General features: G+C 65.5%; 16 protein-coding genes and 1 pseudogene. 10 read left to right on the forward strand and 7 right to left on the reverse strand.

Annotated features, from left to right (window positions below; all coding sequences use genetic code 11):
- Position 1 precedes the first annotated feature (1 nt).
- Positions 2–1,351: an amidohydrolase family protein gene (locus QXK92_RS18410; RefSeq protein ID WP_306243571.1), complete on the reverse strand. Its 1,350-nt coding sequence runs from the start codon at positions 1,349–1,351 to the stop codon at positions 2–4.
- A 304-nt stretch (positions 1,352–1,655) separates the two neighbouring features.
- On the opposite strand from QXK92_RS18410, the gene QXK92_RS18415 reads away from it, so the two are divergent.
- The 3 genes from QXK92_RS18415 (at position 1,656) to QXK92_RS18425 (ending at position 3,683) form a co-directional block, all read left to right on the forward strand.
- Complete coding sequence (locus QXK92_RS18415) at positions 1,656–2,087, forward strand: hypothetical protein (RefSeq protein WP_306243572.1); 432 nt, start codon at positions 1,656–1,658, stop codon at positions 2,085–2,087.
- A 3-nt stretch (positions 2,088–2,090) separates the two neighbouring features.
- Positions 2,091–2,882 carry a hypothetical protein gene (locus QXK92_RS18420; RefSeq protein WP_306243574.1) on the forward strand — a complete coding sequence of 264 codons (792 nt, stop codon included), beginning with the start codon at positions 2,091–2,093 and terminating at the stop codon, positions 2,880–2,882.
- A gap of 186 nt (positions 2,883–3,068) precedes the next feature.
- Positions 3,069–3,683 (forward strand): hypothetical protein, encoded by a 615-nt coding sequence (locus QXK92_RS18425; RefSeq protein ID WP_306243576.1) that lies wholly within the window; start codon positions 3,069–3,071, stop codon positions 3,681–3,683.
- Position 3,684: 1 nt separating this feature from the next.
- Here QXK92_RS18425 and QXK92_RS18430 read toward each other — a convergent pair whose 3' ends face one another.
- Positions 3,685–3,831, reverse strand: coding sequence for a hypothetical protein (locus QXK92_RS18430; RefSeq protein ID WP_306243578.1), 147 nt, complete (start codon positions 3,829–3,831; stop codon positions 3,685–3,687).
- Positions 3,815–4,594, reverse strand: a complete 780-nt coding sequence (locus QXK92_RS18435) for a hypothetical protein (protein ID WP_306243580.1) — start codon at positions 4,592–4,594, stop codon at positions 3,815–3,817. The genes QXK92_RS18430 and QXK92_RS18435 overlap by 17 nt, the downstream gene beginning before the upstream one ends.
- A 17-nt stretch (positions 4,595–4,611) precedes the next feature.
- On the opposite strand from QXK92_RS18435, the gene QXK92_RS18440 reads away from it, so the two are divergent.
- Together QXK92_RS18440 and QXK92_RS18445 are read left to right on the forward strand one after the other, a co-directional pair.
- Positions 4,612–5,613, forward strand: a complete 1,002-nt coding sequence (locus tag QXK92_RS18440) for a LacI family DNA-binding transcriptional regulator (protein WP_306243582.1) — start codon at positions 4,612–4,614, stop codon at positions 5,611–5,613.
- Positions 5,614–5,705: 92 nt separating this feature from the next.
- On the forward strand, positions 5,706–7,160 hold the full coding sequence (locus tag QXK92_RS18445; protein ID WP_306243584.1) for an aldehyde dehydrogenase: 1,455 nt from the start codon (positions 5,706–5,708) through the stop codon (positions 7,158–7,160).
- A gap of 99 nt (positions 7,161–7,259) precedes the next feature.
- Here QXK92_RS18445 and QXK92_RS18450 read toward each other — a convergent pair whose 3' ends face one another.
- Genes QXK92_RS18450 through QXK92_RS18460 form a run of 3 tightly spaced genes read right to left on the reverse strand, consistent with a single transcriptional unit; the run spans position 7,260 to position 11,107 of the window.
- On the reverse strand, positions 7,260–7,667 hold the full coding sequence (locus tag QXK92_RS18450) for a Zn-ribbon domain-containing OB-fold protein (RefSeq protein ID WP_306243586.1): 408 nt from the start codon (positions 7,665–7,667) through the stop codon (positions 7,260–7,262).
- A 2-nt stretch (positions 7,668–7,669) separates the two neighbouring features.
- Positions 7,670–8,878, reverse strand: a complete 1,209-nt coding sequence (locus QXK92_RS18455; RefSeq protein WP_306243588.1) for a thiolase family protein — start codon at positions 8,876–8,878, stop codon at positions 7,670–7,672.
- Positions 8,879–8,887: 9 nt separating this feature from the next.
- Positions 8,888–11,107 carry an acyl-CoA dehydrogenase gene (locus QXK92_RS18460; protein ID WP_306243590.1) on the reverse strand — a complete coding sequence of 740 codons (2,220 nt, stop codon included), beginning with the start codon at positions 11,105–11,107 and terminating at the stop codon, positions 8,888–8,890.
- Positions 11,108–11,256: 149 nt separating this feature from the next.
- Here QXK92_RS18460 and QXK92_RS18465 point away from each other — a divergent pair, with 149 nt between their 5' ends.
- Positions 11,257–11,829: a TetR/AcrR family transcriptional regulator gene (locus QXK92_RS18465; RefSeq protein WP_306243592.1), complete on the forward strand. Its 573-nt coding sequence runs from the start codon at positions 11,257–11,259 to the stop codon at positions 11,827–11,829.
- Here the strand turns inward: QXK92_RS18465 and QXK92_RS18470 are convergent.
- On the reverse strand, positions 11,816–12,418 hold the full coding sequence (locus QXK92_RS18470) for a TetR family transcriptional regulator (protein ID WP_306243594.1): 603 nt from the start codon (positions 12,416–12,418) through the stop codon (positions 11,816–11,818). The genes QXK92_RS18465 and QXK92_RS18470 overlap by 14 nt on opposite strands.
- 17 nt (positions 12,419–12,435) lie before the next feature.
- Here QXK92_RS18470 and QXK92_RS18475 point away from each other — a divergent pair, with 17 nt between their 5' ends.
- The 4 genes and pseudogenes from QXK92_RS18475 to QXK92_RS18490 all read left to right on the forward strand — a co-directional run.
- Positions 12,436–13,509 carry a DUF1214 domain-containing protein gene (locus tag QXK92_RS18475; RefSeq protein WP_306243596.1) on the forward strand — a complete coding sequence of 358 codons (1,074 nt, stop codon included), beginning with the start codon at positions 12,436–12,438 and terminating at the stop codon, positions 13,507–13,509.
- Positions 13,506–14,678: a sulfotransferase gene (locus tag QXK92_RS18480; RefSeq protein WP_306243598.1), complete on the forward strand. Its 1,173-nt coding sequence runs from the start codon at positions 13,506–13,508 to the stop codon at positions 14,676–14,678. The genes QXK92_RS18475 and QXK92_RS18480 overlap by 4 nt, the downstream gene beginning before the upstream one ends.
- Positions 14,679–14,758: 80 nt before the next feature.
- Positions 14,759–15,139: a hypothetical protein gene (locus QXK92_RS18485; RefSeq protein ID WP_306243600.1), complete on the forward strand. Its 381-nt coding sequence runs from the start codon at positions 14,759–14,761 to the stop codon at positions 15,137–15,139.
- A 16-nt stretch (positions 15,140–15,155) separates the two neighbouring features.
- Positions 15,156–16,223 (forward strand): annotated as a pseudogene (locus QXK92_RS18490) (PE family protein); the annotation flags it as partial.
- Between the last annotated feature and the right edge of the window lie 32 nt (positions 16,224–16,255).

Consider the following 16,255-nt stretch of genomic DNA (forward strand, 5'->3'; position numbering starts at 1 on the left):
CTCAGTTACCCAGCGTCGTGGCACGCCCGGCGATACCGGGTGCTTCCACGGTCACCGGTGTGGCGCCCTGGGCCTGCAGGGCGAAGGTCGTCATCCGGGTCCACGCGTCGCGGTCGCGCTGGCTGGCTTGATGGCCGACGTGGGTCACCACGTCGACGTCAGCGGCTTGCCCGCGGAGATACCCGGCGCGGGCATGTTCGCGGGGTATGTGCCGGAACGGGTCGAATGAATAAGCGGCCATCGCATTTTCGTGGGTGACCTTGTTGATGACAACGTCGTCGAGGTGGCCCATGGTGGCGATGACATCCTCCGGTGCGAACGGCCAGTTGCTGTCCGAATGCGGGAAATCGGACTCCCAACACACCATGTCCTCGTTGAACCAGTCCATGTTGCGCACGCCGACCTTGTCGCTGATGAAGCAGGTGTAGAAGTGACGCTGGAACACGTCGAGAGGTCCGGCGTAACCCGGCGGGAATTCGGCCAGCGTCCAGCCCGAATGACGTTGGTAGACATGCTCGGCGCGCCACAGGAAGTACGGCATCCAGCCGATGTCGCCTTCGGTGAGCGAGAACTTCAGCTCCGGGAAGTCAGCCCAGAACTGCGCCCAGATGAGTTCGGTGAAGGTGAACATGCTCATCATCGACGAGGCCGTCATCATCACACTGGCGGGCGCGTCGATCGACACCATCGGCGAGCGGGAGGCCGAGCCGACATGGGTGCACAGCACCGTGCTGTTCTCGCAGACCGCCTCGAACAGCGGATACCAGTACTTAGTGTGAATGCTGGGCATCTGCAACGCTTCTGGATTCTCCGAGAATGTGACCGCATGACAACCCTTGTCCGCCAGACGTTTCACTTCCTTGGCAGCTTCGGCGACATCGTAGAGCGGCAGGATGCCGCACGGGATGAACCGGCCGGGGTAGGCGCCGCACCATTCGTCGACGTGCCAGTCGTTGTAGGCCTTGATCATCACCAGGTTGACGTCGCGGTCAGGCCCCTGGTTGAGCACCTGGCCGGAGAAGCCGGTGAAATTCGGGAAGTTGAGGCCGGCCAGCTGGCCGCCGGCGTTCATGTCGCGCACTCGCTCGTCGACGTTGAAGCAGCCCGGGCGCATCTCGTCGTAGCGGGAGGCATCGACGTTGTACATCTCGCGGGGTTTGCCGGCGACGGCGTTCAGGCCCATGTTCCGGCCGCGAATGTCGCCGTAGTACCACTGCTGAACGCCGTCGGGTTCGATCACCACCCGGGGTGCGAGGTGCTTGTACTTGGCCGGGACGTGCGCGTCGAACATGTCAGCCGGTTCGGCGATGTGGTCGTCAACGCTGATCAGGATCAGGTCGTCTTTGTTCATCCTGGGCTCCCCGTTGAGTGACTAATAGATAAGCATGGCAGTCATTGCGACTGGTGTCACGGCTGGGATCCAGTGAATGTTTCGCCTAAAAAACTGCTGCCGCCGCAGTCCGGTTGACATCACCCGCAAGCAGATCTGACGGACTATTAGTACGGGAGTCCGTGGACGTGCGGGGTGGCAGATGCGCACCGTTAACCTGGCTTCGCCTTTGGTGAGGACAGCTCTCCGCACACCCCGAACGTCGCCTATTTGACCTAAATCCGCTGGTAGGGTTCTTACAGACGTGCATAAAGGGGAACGATCGATGGGCCAAGGCTCATTGAGTGGTATCGCGGGATTGATTCCCGAAGTCAAGGTACCTGTCGCTCTGGAGAATGCGCTGGCGCCGTGGCTGAAGCCAGACGGGGGACCGATGCCGAATACGGTGAACATCGCCGGGGACGATTTCTTGCACGACTATGTGGAGTCTCGGGGGATGGGCAGCAACACCATCCGTGAGACCAGCGCAATCCTGGAAGGACTTCTTCAACGCAATCCGGCGCTTGCCTACAAGCCGACAATTGCGCCTTATGTGATCCATACCGAAGGTGGGCCCGCTCTGGACTACGACGCGATCAATGGCAACCCAGAGACATTTGTGCAGGACTTCAACAGGGTCGTCAAACCCGACGTATTCAACAAGCCAGCATTTGACAATGCGATCAACAACGACGGCACCCAGCACACCAAGTGGTAGCGAATGTTGATTAGCGCGCGTCGGGCCATCACCATATTGGTTTCAATCATCATGGTCACCGCATGCGGCAGCGATGCCAGCGCGCCGACCCGATCGCCCGCAACGACGAGTTCGACGCCTGCCGAATCTCCCGTTCACTTCACCGTCCAGTGGGTCGACAATGGCGTCGTCGATCTGATGTCACCAGAAGCAACCTTTGTGCGCGCGTTCGTTGAATCGCAACAGCGGGCCGGATTCACTCACGGGCACGGGATGGCCGCGATCGAGGCGGGGGGATTTGCGGGCTTTGCCCACGCCTTCAATGCTGCGACAAATCCCGATTGGGTAGGCGGAGTCGCAGCGGACGTTGGATCCCCTTTGCTTGGGACAATGGTGTTCGAAATTGTTGACTTCCGGCGTGAGGATAACCATTACCATGTCATTTACTGTGACAATCGCTCAATGATCGGGTTCAAAATCGGCGAGCAATACAGCGGGGCGCGAGCAGAACCTCTTACCTCCGCCCGCGAGTTCACGTTCGGCCCAGACCCAGCCCTGCAACCCGACCAGCAACGCGCGCCAAGCAAGGACCAGAAAGGCCCGGCACGCGCCCCGGTCGACAATGTCTTCGGCACTTGGGTGGCCACGCCGGATAGCGAAAATATGGACGACGCGACCGCCCGCGAGTGGTACCCGAAATGCCACAAATGGGCACCGGGCACACCGGCCGGTTGGCCGCGCGACGACAAACCCCGTCCCACGCCGCCGCCGACCCTGCCGCCGAGCCCCGGCTGGCCGCCCGGAAACTCCGCATGATCCGACTGACAGCACATGCTGACATCGCTTGAACGGGCCGTAGGGTGCTTGGCTTCGATCGTCGTGATTGCCGGATGCAGTAGCGGGACGGCCGCGCCCACGCGATCGCCAGCAACTACGTCAGCAACGGCCGATTCCCCCATTCAGTTCACGGTCCAGTGGGTCGACAACGGCGTCCTCGATCTCATGTCGCCGGAAGCCACCTTTCTGCGCGCCTTCGTCGAATCCGAAGAACGGGCAATACTCACCCACGGCCATGGGATGAGCGCGATCGAGGCCGGCGGATTTCCCGGCTTCGCCCGCGCCTTCAATAACGTGATTGACCCCGACCGGGTGGGCGGAGCCGCAGCCGAGGGCAAACCCATCCTGGGCACCGTCGTGTATGAAGTCATCGATATCCGCCGCGACGGTGACCGTTACCACGCTGTGTACTGCGACTACCGGTCGCTTACCGCGGTCGAAGTGGGCGACCAATACAGTGGTGTCGGATCCGAGCCCTTCGGCTCCGCTCGCCAGCTCACCTTCGGAGCAGACCCGGCTTTATCGCTCGAGCAGCAACGCGCGCCGAGCAAGGACCAGAAAGGTCCGGCGCGGCTCCCGGTCAACAATGTCTTCGGTACCTGGGTCGCCACACCGAACAGCGAGGAGATGGACGAGGCGACCACGCGCGAGTGGTACCCGAAATGCCGCAAATGGGCACCGGGCACACCGGCCGATTGGCCGCGCGACGACAAACCCCGTCCCACGCCGCCGCCGACCCTGCCGCCGAGCCCCGGCTGGCCGCCCGGAAGCTCCGCATGACTCACCGCGATCCGCGGAGCTGGCGCAGCACCGCGACGTCGCGTGCAATCAATTCATCGATCCGCTCGGACAGTTTGCTTTCCGTCGCGGCCTCGGCGTAACTGAAATCCCGATCGTAGATGTAATCGCCGTCATCGTTGATATGCACCCAGACAAGGCACGGGCTGTCCCAGTCGACCCCCCACGACCTTGCGGGCCGGCAGCGAGATTGAATCGTTGCCAACGCCGCCACGTCCGAATTCGGCACCCTCGCTGCTGCCCCGCGAGTCTCTGACCGGACGCATGACGGACACCTCATAGTCGTCTTCATCGTCGGGCGAGGGTCCACCAAAATAGTTCTCGTATTTGGGAATGACGATGCGCCCTCGCGATCCCGGTCCGGTCGAGCCGATTGAGGCTGCCACTGCCGGCCCGAGGTCGTAGGGCGACAGCTGGTACACATCAACGACGTCCTCGTGCGGGCGCTGCGACGCAAAGAAACCCGATTGATCTGCGCGATAGGCGAGTATCCGAATATCAGGGATGTCGTCGCGGTTGTGGAGTAAGCGGCACTCGAGCCATATATCGGCATCCTGGTAGGCCTTCACCCATGTCCGAAAGACGCTCAAATCGCCGTCGCTGAAGCGGTGGGAGACCGATGCCAAGCTCGCCGCGTCAGGAGCCGACGACATGAAGGGATACGGCGGATTCTCGTGGCCCTGCAACACGAAAAGTGCTGTTAAATCTGCTAATTCAATACTGCCCAGCCACTCCCGCGGCACCTCCGCCATCTTGCCGTCCTCCAACTTCAGCGGCCGCCGATGTCGGAGCGCCCGGGGGTAGCGGCAAACCACGCCTAGCCGCCCGCGTCGAAACGAAAGCCAGGTCGATTCCACCGCAGGTGCGGCGACCATGCCACCGAACGTTGACACGCGTGCCACCATGAGGCATGCCGGTGCCAGAGGGCGACGCGTTGCGTACGGGCAAAAGCGCGCGCCCCACCACCGCCGATGTCGCCCGCCTGGCCGAGGTATCGACCGCCACCGTCAGCTACGTGCTGAACAACGCCGAGGGACGTAGGATCTCGCCCCAGACCCGCGACGCGGTCAACCGAGCCGCGAAATTGCTCGGCTACCGCCCGAACCTCGCGGCCCGCAACCTCGCCCGGGGCAAAGGCGGCGTCGTGCTCTACGTCGTCCCACATGTGGCGGTCGGCGACATGCCGATGCAGGCCGGCAGCCGCATGACCACGGAACTCGCGCGACTCGGCCTGCTGCAGGTTCAGATCTTCGAAACCGAGGACGACCATCACGTCGTCGACGCCATCGAGAATCTCGACCCGGTCGCGATAGCGAGCCTGTTCCCCCTCAGTGAGGCCGCCGCACAAGCGGTCAAGGAAGCCGGAATACCCCACATCGACATCGGTAGCCTGCCCGCCCTGGGTGATCCCCACCTGGCGGTGGGCGAAATGCGGGTCGCACACCTCGTCTCGCGGGGCCACCAGCAACTCGCCTACGCCTACGGTGGTACCGCCAAGTGGCGCGCGCTGGGTGACTATTGGCTCGAAGGCGTATTACGCGCGACGCAATCGCGCGGCCTGCCGCCGGTGCGCGTCGCCACCGTCACCGTCGACAATGCCGCCGACGTGGTCGCCGGTTGGGTGCGCGACGGCGTGACGGCGGTGTGCGCGCAGAGCGACGACATCGCCTGTCTGGTCCTGTACGGAATCCATCGGGCGGGACTGCAGTGTCCCGGCGATCTCGCGGTGATCGGCGTCGACGCCAGCCCCATGGGCGAGGTGAGCACGCCGCCGTTGACCTCGGTGCAATTCGATCCGCGCGCGGTGGCCGACGCCGCGATCGCCGCCATCTACGAACGGCTCGGCTATCCGGCCCCGCCGTCTCCGGACATCACCGACATCGCGCGCGTCGTCGTGCGCTCCTCGACATGACACCTAGCCGATCGACTATCTCAACTCTGGACACCGGTTGGTTAAGCGCATAACCTCACGGTGACGAGTCAGATACTCAAGGAGGAGTAGCGATGACGGTCCAGGCCGTTTTGGACGAGATCCGGGAGCGTCCCGGCACCGGCGAGGTGATCACGGTTGTCGATCCCGCCACCGAGGAGCAGGTCACCGAGTTCAAGGACTGCGGCCCCGAGGCCGTCGACGACGCCGTCGCCCGCGCCAAGGCGTCCTTCGAGTCCGGCGTCTGGCGGGACAAGCCGCCCAGCGAGCGGGCCAAGATCCTGTGGCGCGTCGGCGAACTCATCGACCAGAACGCCGAACTGCTGGCCGAGCTCGAATCGCTCAACGCCGGCATGACACCGCTGCAGGCTCAGGGCACCGTGACCGTCGGGTCGGAGTTCTTCCGGTACTACGCCGGCTGGTGCACCAAGATCGAGGGCATCGCGGCCGACGTGCACACCGGCGGCCTCACCGGCATCGACTCCCACCAGCACGCCTACACCCTCAAAGAGCCCTACGGCGTGGTCGGCCTGATCTTCCCGTGGAACGGGCCGGTCTTCAATTTCTGCTGCAAGCTCGCTCCGGCCCTGGCGGCGGGATGTAGCAGTGTGGTCAAACCCGCTGAGGAGACGCCATTGTCGGCGCTGGTCCTGGACAACATCCTGCACGAGGCCGGCGTGCCCGAGGGCGTCGCGAATCTGGTGCTGGGCAACGGACACACCGCGGGCGCGGCGATCACCGCGCACCCCGACGTCGAGAAGGTCGCCTTCACCGGGTCTACGGAGGTGGGCCGGGCTATCGTGCACGCGGCCGGTGAAAGCAACCTTAAAAAGGTCACTTTGGAACTGGGCGGAAAATCGCCGGTAGTGGTCTTCGACGACGCCGACCTGTCCAAAGCCGTCCCAATGGCGGCCTTCGGCACCTTCATCCACTCCGGCCAGGCCTGTGTGTGCGGATCCCGAATCTTCGTGCAGCGCGGCGTCTTCGACCAGTTCGTGGACGGCCTGGCGAAGGTGGCGGACGGGCTGCCGCAGGGCGGCCCGAAGGACGAAGGCAGTTTGATCGGTCCGCTGATCAGCCAGAAGCAACTCACCCGGGTGCTGGGCTATCTCGACCAGGGCCGTTCTGACGGTGTCGAGGTCGTCACCGGTGGGAATCGCGTTGACCGCAAAGGGTATTTCGTCCGCCCCACCGTGCTGACGAACGTCGCCACCACCAGCCGTCTGTTCCAGGAGGAGATCTTCGGGCCGGTGGTCGCGGTCATCCCCTTCGACGACGAGGACGAGGCGGTGGCCCTGGCCAACGACAGCACCTACGGCCTGGCCGCCACCGCGTGGACCCGCGACCTGGGCCGTGCGCACCGAATCGCCAAGCGGCTCAAGGCCGGAACGGTGGGCCTGAACTGCCAGATGCAATTCGACCACTCCATGCCGTTCGGTGGCTACAAGCAGTCCGGGTGGGGCTACGAGTCCGGCAAGGCCGGGCTGGAGACCTACCTGCAGACCAAGATCGTCTGGGCGCAAATGTAACCAATACTGCGCGAGCTGGGGGCGCCTCCCGCTCGCGAGCAGACGCAAGATCGCACAAATCGCCACGGGTAAGCGCGATTTTGCGACTGCTCGGCAGGGTTAGGCGGGCTCGTAGCGCAGCATGGTGACGTCGTCGTCGGGGTAGTCGCAGAACACCGGCCGCACCCGCATGCCGACCCGCAGCGCCTCGGGCTCCACGTTCACCATCTCGGTGGAAAACCGTGGGCCTTCGTCCCATTCGACAATGGCCAGCAGTTGAGGCACCGCATCGGCGAAGTGCGGGCTGACCGGCCGGCGCGCGACCGTGTAGGAATACAGCGTTCCTATGCCGGAGATCTCGCGCCATTCCAGGTCGTCGGCCAGGGTGCGCGGCGCCCGGACCCGTGGATAGAACACGTAGCTCTGCGTCGACGGCGAGTATTGAATCTCGATGCGGTGCTGGGCAAGTGCATCCCAGAACGGTGCCGTGGTCGGCGTCTTGACGGGCATCGGGCGGTCGAACTTCATCGTCAATCCCCCTCCAGAACGAGCGCGGTCTGTTCGGACAGAATCCCGCCGTTGCCCGACACGAAAGCACGATTGCAGTCGGCGACCTGCGCGGCGCCGCCCCGCCCCATGATCTGACGAGTGGCATCGCAGACATGGTGCATACCACCGGCCAATCCCGCTTGGCCGAAGCCGAGTTGGCCGCCGGCAGTGTTGAGCGGGAAATCGCCGCGGAACGTGAGGTCGTGTTCGGCGATGAACTTCAGACCGGTGCCCTTGTCGCAGAAGCCGGCGTCCTCCAAAGAGAGCATCACGGTGATCGTGTAGCAGTCGTAGATCGACACCATGTCCATCTGGTCCCGAGTGAGGTCGGTCATGGCGAACGCGGTGTCAGCCGCGGCCGCCATCGGGGTGTTCAGTAAGTCCTCGGCATAGGTCGGGGTTTTGAACGGTACGTTCTCACCAAATCCCTTGATCCACACCGGCCGATGCCTGGCCCGCCGGGCCAGGTCGGCGTTGGCCACCAGCACCGCCGCACCACCGACACACGGCATCACAATTTCCAGCATGTGCAACGGATCCGCGATCACCGGGCTAGCCAGTACATCGTCGACGGTAAGCGGCTTGTCTTTCCAGATTGCACCCTCGGTGTGATTGGCGTTGACCCGCTGGTCGACGACGATCTTGGCCATCGCGCGCTCGTCGTAGCCGTAGACGGCAGCGTAACGCTGGGCGACCTGACCGTAGGGGCCGTTCTGTCCGAGGTTGCCGTACGGGATTTCGAATTCGGCTTGCGGAGAGCCGTATTGGTTGCTCGACGAACCGAAGAACATGGCGTCAACCAAGGGACGGGGCTTCTTCTTCGAGGACGGAGTGATGTAACGGGCCGGCAGCGCACACAGCACGGCGTCACAGATGCCGAGTTCGATCGCCGCGGCTGCGCGCCACACCATCGCGGCTGCGCTGGCTCCGCCGAGGTCGACCAGTTCGGCGAATCTCGCTGGCATGCCCAGGTATTCGGCGATGGTCGACGGGACGAAGATTTGCGACTCCGCCAGGTGCGAGGACGCGATGCCGTTGACCACATCACCGGACAGGCCGGCATCGTCGAGTGCCGCCGCCGCCAGTTCGGCCCACTGTTCGAGGACGAACGGTGCCGGCGATGCCTTGTTGAGCCGCTCGGGCGGCAGCTCGACATAGCCCACGATGGCCGCTTCACCGCGTAATCCCATGCTGGGTTCCTACTTTCGTGGCAAGCCGAGGATCATCTGGGCGATGATGTTCAGCTGAATCTCCCGGGTCCCGCCGCCGATCAATTCGGCCGGTAGGTGCAGATACGGCTCCACGATGGCGGGATCGGAGTCGGCGACCATCGCCAGCCGCCCGGTCAACTGCAACGTCGCCTCAAAGGTGCGCCGCAGCAACACATTCATCGCGACCTTGGCAATGCTGGATGCCGGTCCCGACGGCTGGCCGTCGAGCAGCCGGATGGTTTCGCGCACGCCCAGCGCCTTGATGGCGTTGGTGTACGCGTCGAGTTCGCCGAGTGCGCGCAGCGCATCGTCACGGTCGGGTCCGGGTTCGGATGCGAGTCGGCGGAGTGCGGCGGCACGGTCGAACTTCACGTATCCGCTTATTGCCGAACGCTCTTCGGCCATGGTGGCGATTGCCAGGTTCCAGCCACCGACCGGGTCACCGAGCAGCATGTCGTCCGGTATGAACACGTCGGTGAGGAATACCTCGTTGAAGTGCGCCTCGCCGGTCGCGGTCTTGATCGGCTGGATCTCGATCCCCGGGGACCGCATATCGAGGATGAAATAGCCGATGCCGCGGTGTTTGCCGGCCGCCGGGTCGGTGCGGGCCAGCAGCGCGCCGAAGTCCGCCCGGTGCGCGACGGACGTCCAGATCTTGTGCCCGTTGATGTTCCAGCCGCCGTCGACCTTGGTGGCGCGGGTCGCGAGCGCGGCGAGATCGGAGCCGGCCCCGGGCTCACTGAACAGCTGACACCACGCGATCTCGCCGCGCTGGGTCGGCGGTATCAGCTTCTCCTGCAGGTCTTTCGGCGCAGCCTTGAGCACCGATGGCAGGATCCACTCGGCGATGCCGAGGGATGGCCGGACCAGCCCCGGGCGCTTGGCGAACTCATCGTCGATGATGAGTTGGCGCAGCGGGCCGGCGTCGACACCCCACGGCTGCGGCCAATGTGGTGCGATCAGACCCGCCTCGGCGATCAGAGTGCGTTGCGGGCCGGTCTTGAAGTCTTCGTAATCGCCCTGCCGGCCGGGTTGGTCGTTGCGCAATTTCATTGCAGCGTCCAAGGTATGGGCGATTTGCGTCCGGAATTCCGCGTCGGCGTCGCCCAGGTTCACCGACATGTCCCGCTGCTGAGCGCAGGTCAGCTGTCCCAGCCGGCGTGCCCACCGGTTGGCCGGGCCGATCGATGCCGCCAGGCTGATGGCACGACGCCAGTACAGGTGCACGTCATGTTCCCAGGTGAAGCCGATGGCACCGAACATCGTCAGCGCGTCCAGCACCAGGTCCGGGGCCGGCGAGATGGCGATCACGGCGGCGCCGGCCGCGGCGATGCGGTGCTGGTCGAGTGACTCGTCGGCGGCCCGCACCGCGTCCCAGGCCGCCGCCGTGGCCAGTTCGCTGTTGATCAACAACATCGCCGCGCTGTGCTGCAGCGCCTGGAAGGTGCCGATCACCTTTCCGAACTGTTCCCGGATACGCAGGTGCGCGGTGACCGCTTCGACGCACCACTGCGTGATGCCGGCCGTCGTGCTGGCCACCAGGGCGGCCATCAGGCACTCCGCGCGGTCGGGTTCGATGCCCGTGAGCACGTCGGCGGCAGAGTGTTCGGTCAGCCGCAGCCGTCCGACGTCAGTGACGATGTCCGTCCCGTCCTCGGGCTGCGTTGCAGCCGAGCCACTTTCGGGGTCGACGACCACCCACACGACGTCGTCGTCCGGGGTGGCGGCCGCCACCAGAATGATCTGCGCCGAGCAGACGCCGGCGGTGACGTCAGACTCCCCGGAGACCACCCAACCCTGCCCGACGGGGCGCGCGCTGAATGCCCCGTTGCCGGGCAGGACGACCGCGGCCGGCGTGCCGGTGGCGAGTTGACGCAACAGCGATTCAGCGGCGGGTGTCGGGTCTGCCAGTAATGCGACCGATCCTGCGGCCACCGTCGGTAGCAACGGGCCGGGCAGTAGTGCCTTGGCCGCAGCTTCCAGCACGCACGCGCCGTCCATCAGCCGCCCACCCTGGCCGCCCAGGTGTTCCGGCAGATGGACAGCGTGAAAACCGTTGCTTACCAGCGCCTCCCACCACTGCGGCAGTTTGCCGGCTGCGAGTGCCTCGAAGCTGTCCCGGGTCGCGGCGATCGGGGCATGACGGGCCGCGAACTGCGCGACCGCGGAACCGAGCTCCGACTGCTCCGTGGTCAGCCCTAGTGCCACGACGCCGACCCGGCAATCTGGTGGGTCACGCCCGGAGGGCAAGGGCTCGGCTTTGGCCGCACAGACTGCTATCCTCTCCCCTTACAAGACGAACCGTCTCGTCTTGTCGAAGATTACGTTGTCGGGTCATGTTCTGTAAAGGCGAGGTAATGCCCACCGATCTGGCGCCCCGGCGCCGCAGCGAGAAGTCGCGCACGGCGATCGTGGCCGCCACCCGTGAGCTGCTGCTGGAACGCGGTTTCGACGGCCTGACCATCGAGGCCGTCGCCGCACGGGCCGGAGTGGGTAAGCAGACCATCTATCGCTGGTGGCGCAGCCGTCCCGCGCTGGTGGCAGACGTCATGCTCGAAGACGCCGACCGGATCCTCGCGTCGATGAACCACACCGGCGATCTGGCCGCCGACCTGGTGGAGTGGGTGGGCAAGCTCGCCACCACCTTGACGACGGACCGCGGTTCGGCGATGTTGCGGATCTTGACCGTAGCCGGAATGGAGCACGAAGACACCGCCGTCCGGTTGCGCGCCGGGTTCAGCAAGCCGCTGCACGACAGCGTTCGCCGTCGCCTGTTGGCGGACGACATCGACGAGGCCACCGCCGAGTCGGCGGCAGACGCGATCGTCGGCGGCGTCATTTACCCGATTCTGTCTGATGCGCAACGGTATTCGCCCGTGCGCGCCGAACATACGACACGACTCATCGTGGCATCGCTCATGCGATCGTGATCGCGCCCAGACCCTGACGGACCCGGTCCGGTAGTGACCCGCCGTGCAGCAGCCAGTCGTCCAGGGCGAGCCGGACGGCGGCCATTGCCAACGCGCCGATCAGACGGGGCCGGGGATCCGGGAGAGCTGACTTGGGCAGTCGCGGGGCGATCAGATCGGCGATCACCGCCTCGTACCGCACGTAGATGTGCAGCGTCCATGCGTCCAGCGTTTCCGAGGATCGGGTGAGGGTTGCCAGTTCTCGGATCTGGTCCTCGATCTCGCCGAAGCCGTCGGCAAGGTCACCAAAAGCGCCAACCACGGCGTCGATGGCGGACAAGTCCGCCGGCTGAGCGGCCAGCGCGGAGGTGATGCGCTCCAGCCAGTGGACATTCACCCCTTCGGCGACGGCGTCTTCTTTGGAGTTGAAGTAGCGAAAGAAGGTGGCCCGGCCGATATCGGCCGCGTCGGCAATCCGCTCCACCGTCGCGCCCGCCAGACCCACGTCGGCGACCAGCTGTGCGGCCGCGGCTGCGATGCGCTGACGTGTAGCGGCCCGGCGTCGTTCGGAGAGCGATTCGCGCGAAGTACTGGCCAACGGCTGAGACATAGTCTAATTATGAGACTATGACTCAAGTCGAGGCGTCGGAGGCGCTCTCCGCGTGGCAGTTCTTCCAGCAGATGGTGGTCAACGCGACCAATATCGTGACTGAGGACGCCGAGTCCGAGCGCGAACTGCTGGAGGGACTGCGGGTTATCGCGCGGGTGTCATCGCTGTGTTCGCAACTGTCCGTGGAGGCCGACACCGCGCTGTCGTCGTTCTTCGACATGTCCACGCCCAACCGGATGATCGGCGGGCCCAACCCAGACGGCAATTACTACCTGGCGATGATCCGCGGCGACCGCAGCTACCGGATCACCGGCACCCGAGGCACCAGCGCGTATCTGGGTTTCCAGATCCTCGCCGGCACCGGCCTGACGCCCCGGCGAATGGCCGGTTATCTGAGTGACACCGATTTGGGCTCAGACGAATTCGCGATCATCCTGTCTGCCGTTGAACCATCTGACACCGACGGCGCCCACTGGGTGCAGATCCCCGAAGACGCGTCATCGCTCGTCGTTCGCGAGTACATCGGCGACCGTGCCGCCGAGCAGCTGGCCACCCTGCATATCGAGGTCCTCGACCCCGACCCGGTGGCGCCGCTGACTCAGCACGAACTCGCCGAACAGTTCACCGCCATGGCGTGGACGTTGATGAAGCTCGTGACCCTGCATCGCACGATCAAGCCTGAGCTCCTCGACCGCCCCAACACGCTGCTCACCGCCGAGGCGGCCGACCTGGGGTCGGCCGACACCACGCCCGACAACCTGTACATGATCGGCTCCTTCCGCCTCGACCCCGATCAGGCGCTGGTGCTCGACATCGCGCCTCCGGACACCCGCTATTGGAACGTCACCCTGGAGAGCATCTGGCACGAGTGCCTCGAGCCGCGCCGTCGGCACAGCTCGGTGACCAATCACGGTGTCCAGCCTGACGCCGACGGCCGAGTCCGCATCGCAATCTCGGCTCAGGACTTCGGTTTTGGTCACTGGCTGGACACCGGTGGCCGCCACCGGGGCTTCGTCGTCCTGCGCTGGCTGGACAATCCGTCCCCGCCCGATGTCACGGTTTCGGTGCGCAAGCAAGGCGAACCGTCGTGACCCTGCGGGAACGATTCGACCCGCAGCGACTCATCGCCACCGCCTGCACGGAGACCGGCCACGACGACTTCGGAGACGACGGCTGGCAACACGGACTCGACCTGGTCACCGAGGGGCTGGTCAGTGATGCCCGACTGTCGCCCATCGGCGTCGAGGTCGCCTATCTCGACCTGATGCGTGCGTTGAAGAACCGGCTCGACGTGATCGCCTGGCGCAAAGAGCATCCCGAGATCGCCGGCAAGGGAATCGACGCGCCGATCTTCATCGTCGGCCAGCCCCGCACCGGAACCACCATCCTCTACGACCTGCTGGCCCAGGACCCCGGCCTGCGCGCACCCCTGACCTGGGAAGTCGACGCCCCCTGCCCGGTGCCCCAGCCCGAGACCTACCACGACGATCCGCGCATCGCGGCCAGCCAGGCAGGGATCGAGATGTCCGAGCAGATCATTCCCGGATTCATGGCGTTTCACCCGATGGGCGCCCTGGTGGGGCAGGAATGCGTCCGCATCACCGCCAGCGAGTTCACCAGCATGATCTTTTCGGTGCAGTACCGGCTACCGGGCTACTACCGCTGGCTGCTCGATGAGGCCGACCATACCGGTGCCTACCGTTTCCATCGAATCTTCCTGCAGCACTTGCAGTCTGGCGTCTCGGGCCAGTGGCTGCTGAAGTCGCCGGCGCACCTGTGGCAGCTCGACACCCTGTTCGCCGAGTACCCTGACGCGTTGATCGTGCAGACGCACCGGGATCCCCTCAATGTCATCTCATCGATCGCGGCGCTGACTCGCCACCTGCGCCGGATGGCCAGCGACGACCCCGACATCGCCGAGTGCGCGGCCCAGTCCTACGAGGAGATCGCCGTCGGACTCGACCGCGAGATGGCGCTGCGCGACAGTGGCAGGATCCCCACGGACAGGGTGATCGACATCCACTTCGCCGATTTCATCAACGACCCCTGGACCACGATCCGCGGCATCTATCAGAAACTCGGTCGCGAACTGACACCAGACGCCGAGCAGCGCATGCGTGATTTCCTGGCAGCCCATCCGGGCGATGGCGGGCGCGGTCGCTACACCTGGGCGGACACCGGCCTGAACGCAGAGGAAGTCCGGGAACGGGTGAGCGCCTATCAGCAGCGCTACGCAGTGCCCACCGAACAGTTGCGGTGAACCGACCTCACCAAAATCCGTCAAAGAAATGAATTCGTTATGTTCCCCAGAATGTGACGTAGGACATAGACTTCCCGCTTGTGACGACCCCGTCGAACCCTTGGGGCGACGAACGACGGAGACTCTCGCACCAGCTACAGATGCGAGGTCAGTATCTCGGCCGCAGGCAGGCGCGACGGCTCAGCCGCCGCTTCGCGCAAGTCGGCGTCCACATACCGCCGACGCGCCTGCAACAGATGGCCACCGGCACGATGGTCGCGGACAGGGAGTTGACCGACGTCAACTTCGCCCTGATCGCCACCCAGTACCTGCGGGAGAAGAAGTCCGCCAAAACGACGCATTTTCAGCGCCGCTGCCGCCACGCGGTCATCTGCGCCGCCCTGATGCTCGTCGCGCTGAACTTCCTGTTTTGCCTTGCTTATCTTTTCTTCACCCTGACCCAGCACGGGACGCCAATGTGAGGCCGGAGGCCACCAGTTGTCCTACCTGATGGCTGTGCCGGAGTTGCTGGCCGCCGCGGCGACGGATGTGGCCGGCATCGGTGTGGCACTCGATGCCGCGAACGCGGCCGGTCCGGCGACTCGCGTGCTGGCCGCCGGTGCCGACGAGGTGTCGGCGGCCGTCGCGGCGGCGTTCGGCCGAAACGCACAGACCTACCGGTTGGCAAGTGCACAGTTGGCGGTCTTCCACGAGCAGTTCGTGCAAGCACTCAGCGCCGCAAGCGGCAGCTATGCCGCCGCGGAGTCGACGAACATCGCCGCTTTGCTGCAGCGCGCTCCACAAGCCCTGCTCGACGCCGTCAACGCGCCAGTCCAGACGGCCACCGGCCGTCCGCTGATCGGTAACGGAGCCGACGGCGCACCGGGAACCGGCCAGGCCGGCGGAGCGGGCGGACTGTTGTTGGGCAACGGCGGCAACGGCGGATCCGGCGGGCCGGGCCAGTTCGGCGGCCGAGGCGGGTCCGCGGGATTCATCGGCAATGGCGGCAATGGCGGTCAGGGCGGAGCCAGCACCGCGATCAACAAGATCGCGCCGCCCGGCGGCAACGGTGGTTCCGGTGGATGGTTGTTCGGTAACGGCGGCGCCGGCGGGCAGGGCGGGCTGGGCGGGGCGAACATGACCGGCGGCTGGGGCGGCCAGGGCGGTAACGCCGGCTGGTTCGGCAATGGCGGTGCCGGTGGAGCGGGCGCCTTCGGTCCCGCGGGCGGCGGTGACGGTGGTAACGGCGGAAACGGCGGTCAGTACTTCGGCTGGGGCGGGGCCGGCGGCGACGGCTACGGTTCCGGCACGGCTCTGCGCGGCGGGGTCGGCGGCGACGGCGGCGACGGCGGTCAGTTCGGCAACGGCGGCCACGGGGGCCGGGGTGGGGAAGCCTCTGCCGTCAACGGGTCGGGGGGTGCCGGCGGGAGCGGGGGCAGCGCGCAATTCGTCGGCGACGGTGGCGATGGCGGCGCCGGCGGTGGCGGTTTCGATCCCGCACACGGCGGGGCCGGTGGCAGCGGCGGCGAATACTTCGGCCGCACCGGTCTGCAGGGCTCGGACGGACTCGGCCCGTAGAGCTACCCGCCGAGACGAGT

The organism is Mycobacterium sp. TY815 (assembly GCF_030755135.1).
In the GTDB taxonomy this organism is placed as follows: domain Bacteria; phylum Actinomycetota; class Actinomycetes; order Mycobacteriales; family Mycobacteriaceae; genus Mycobacterium.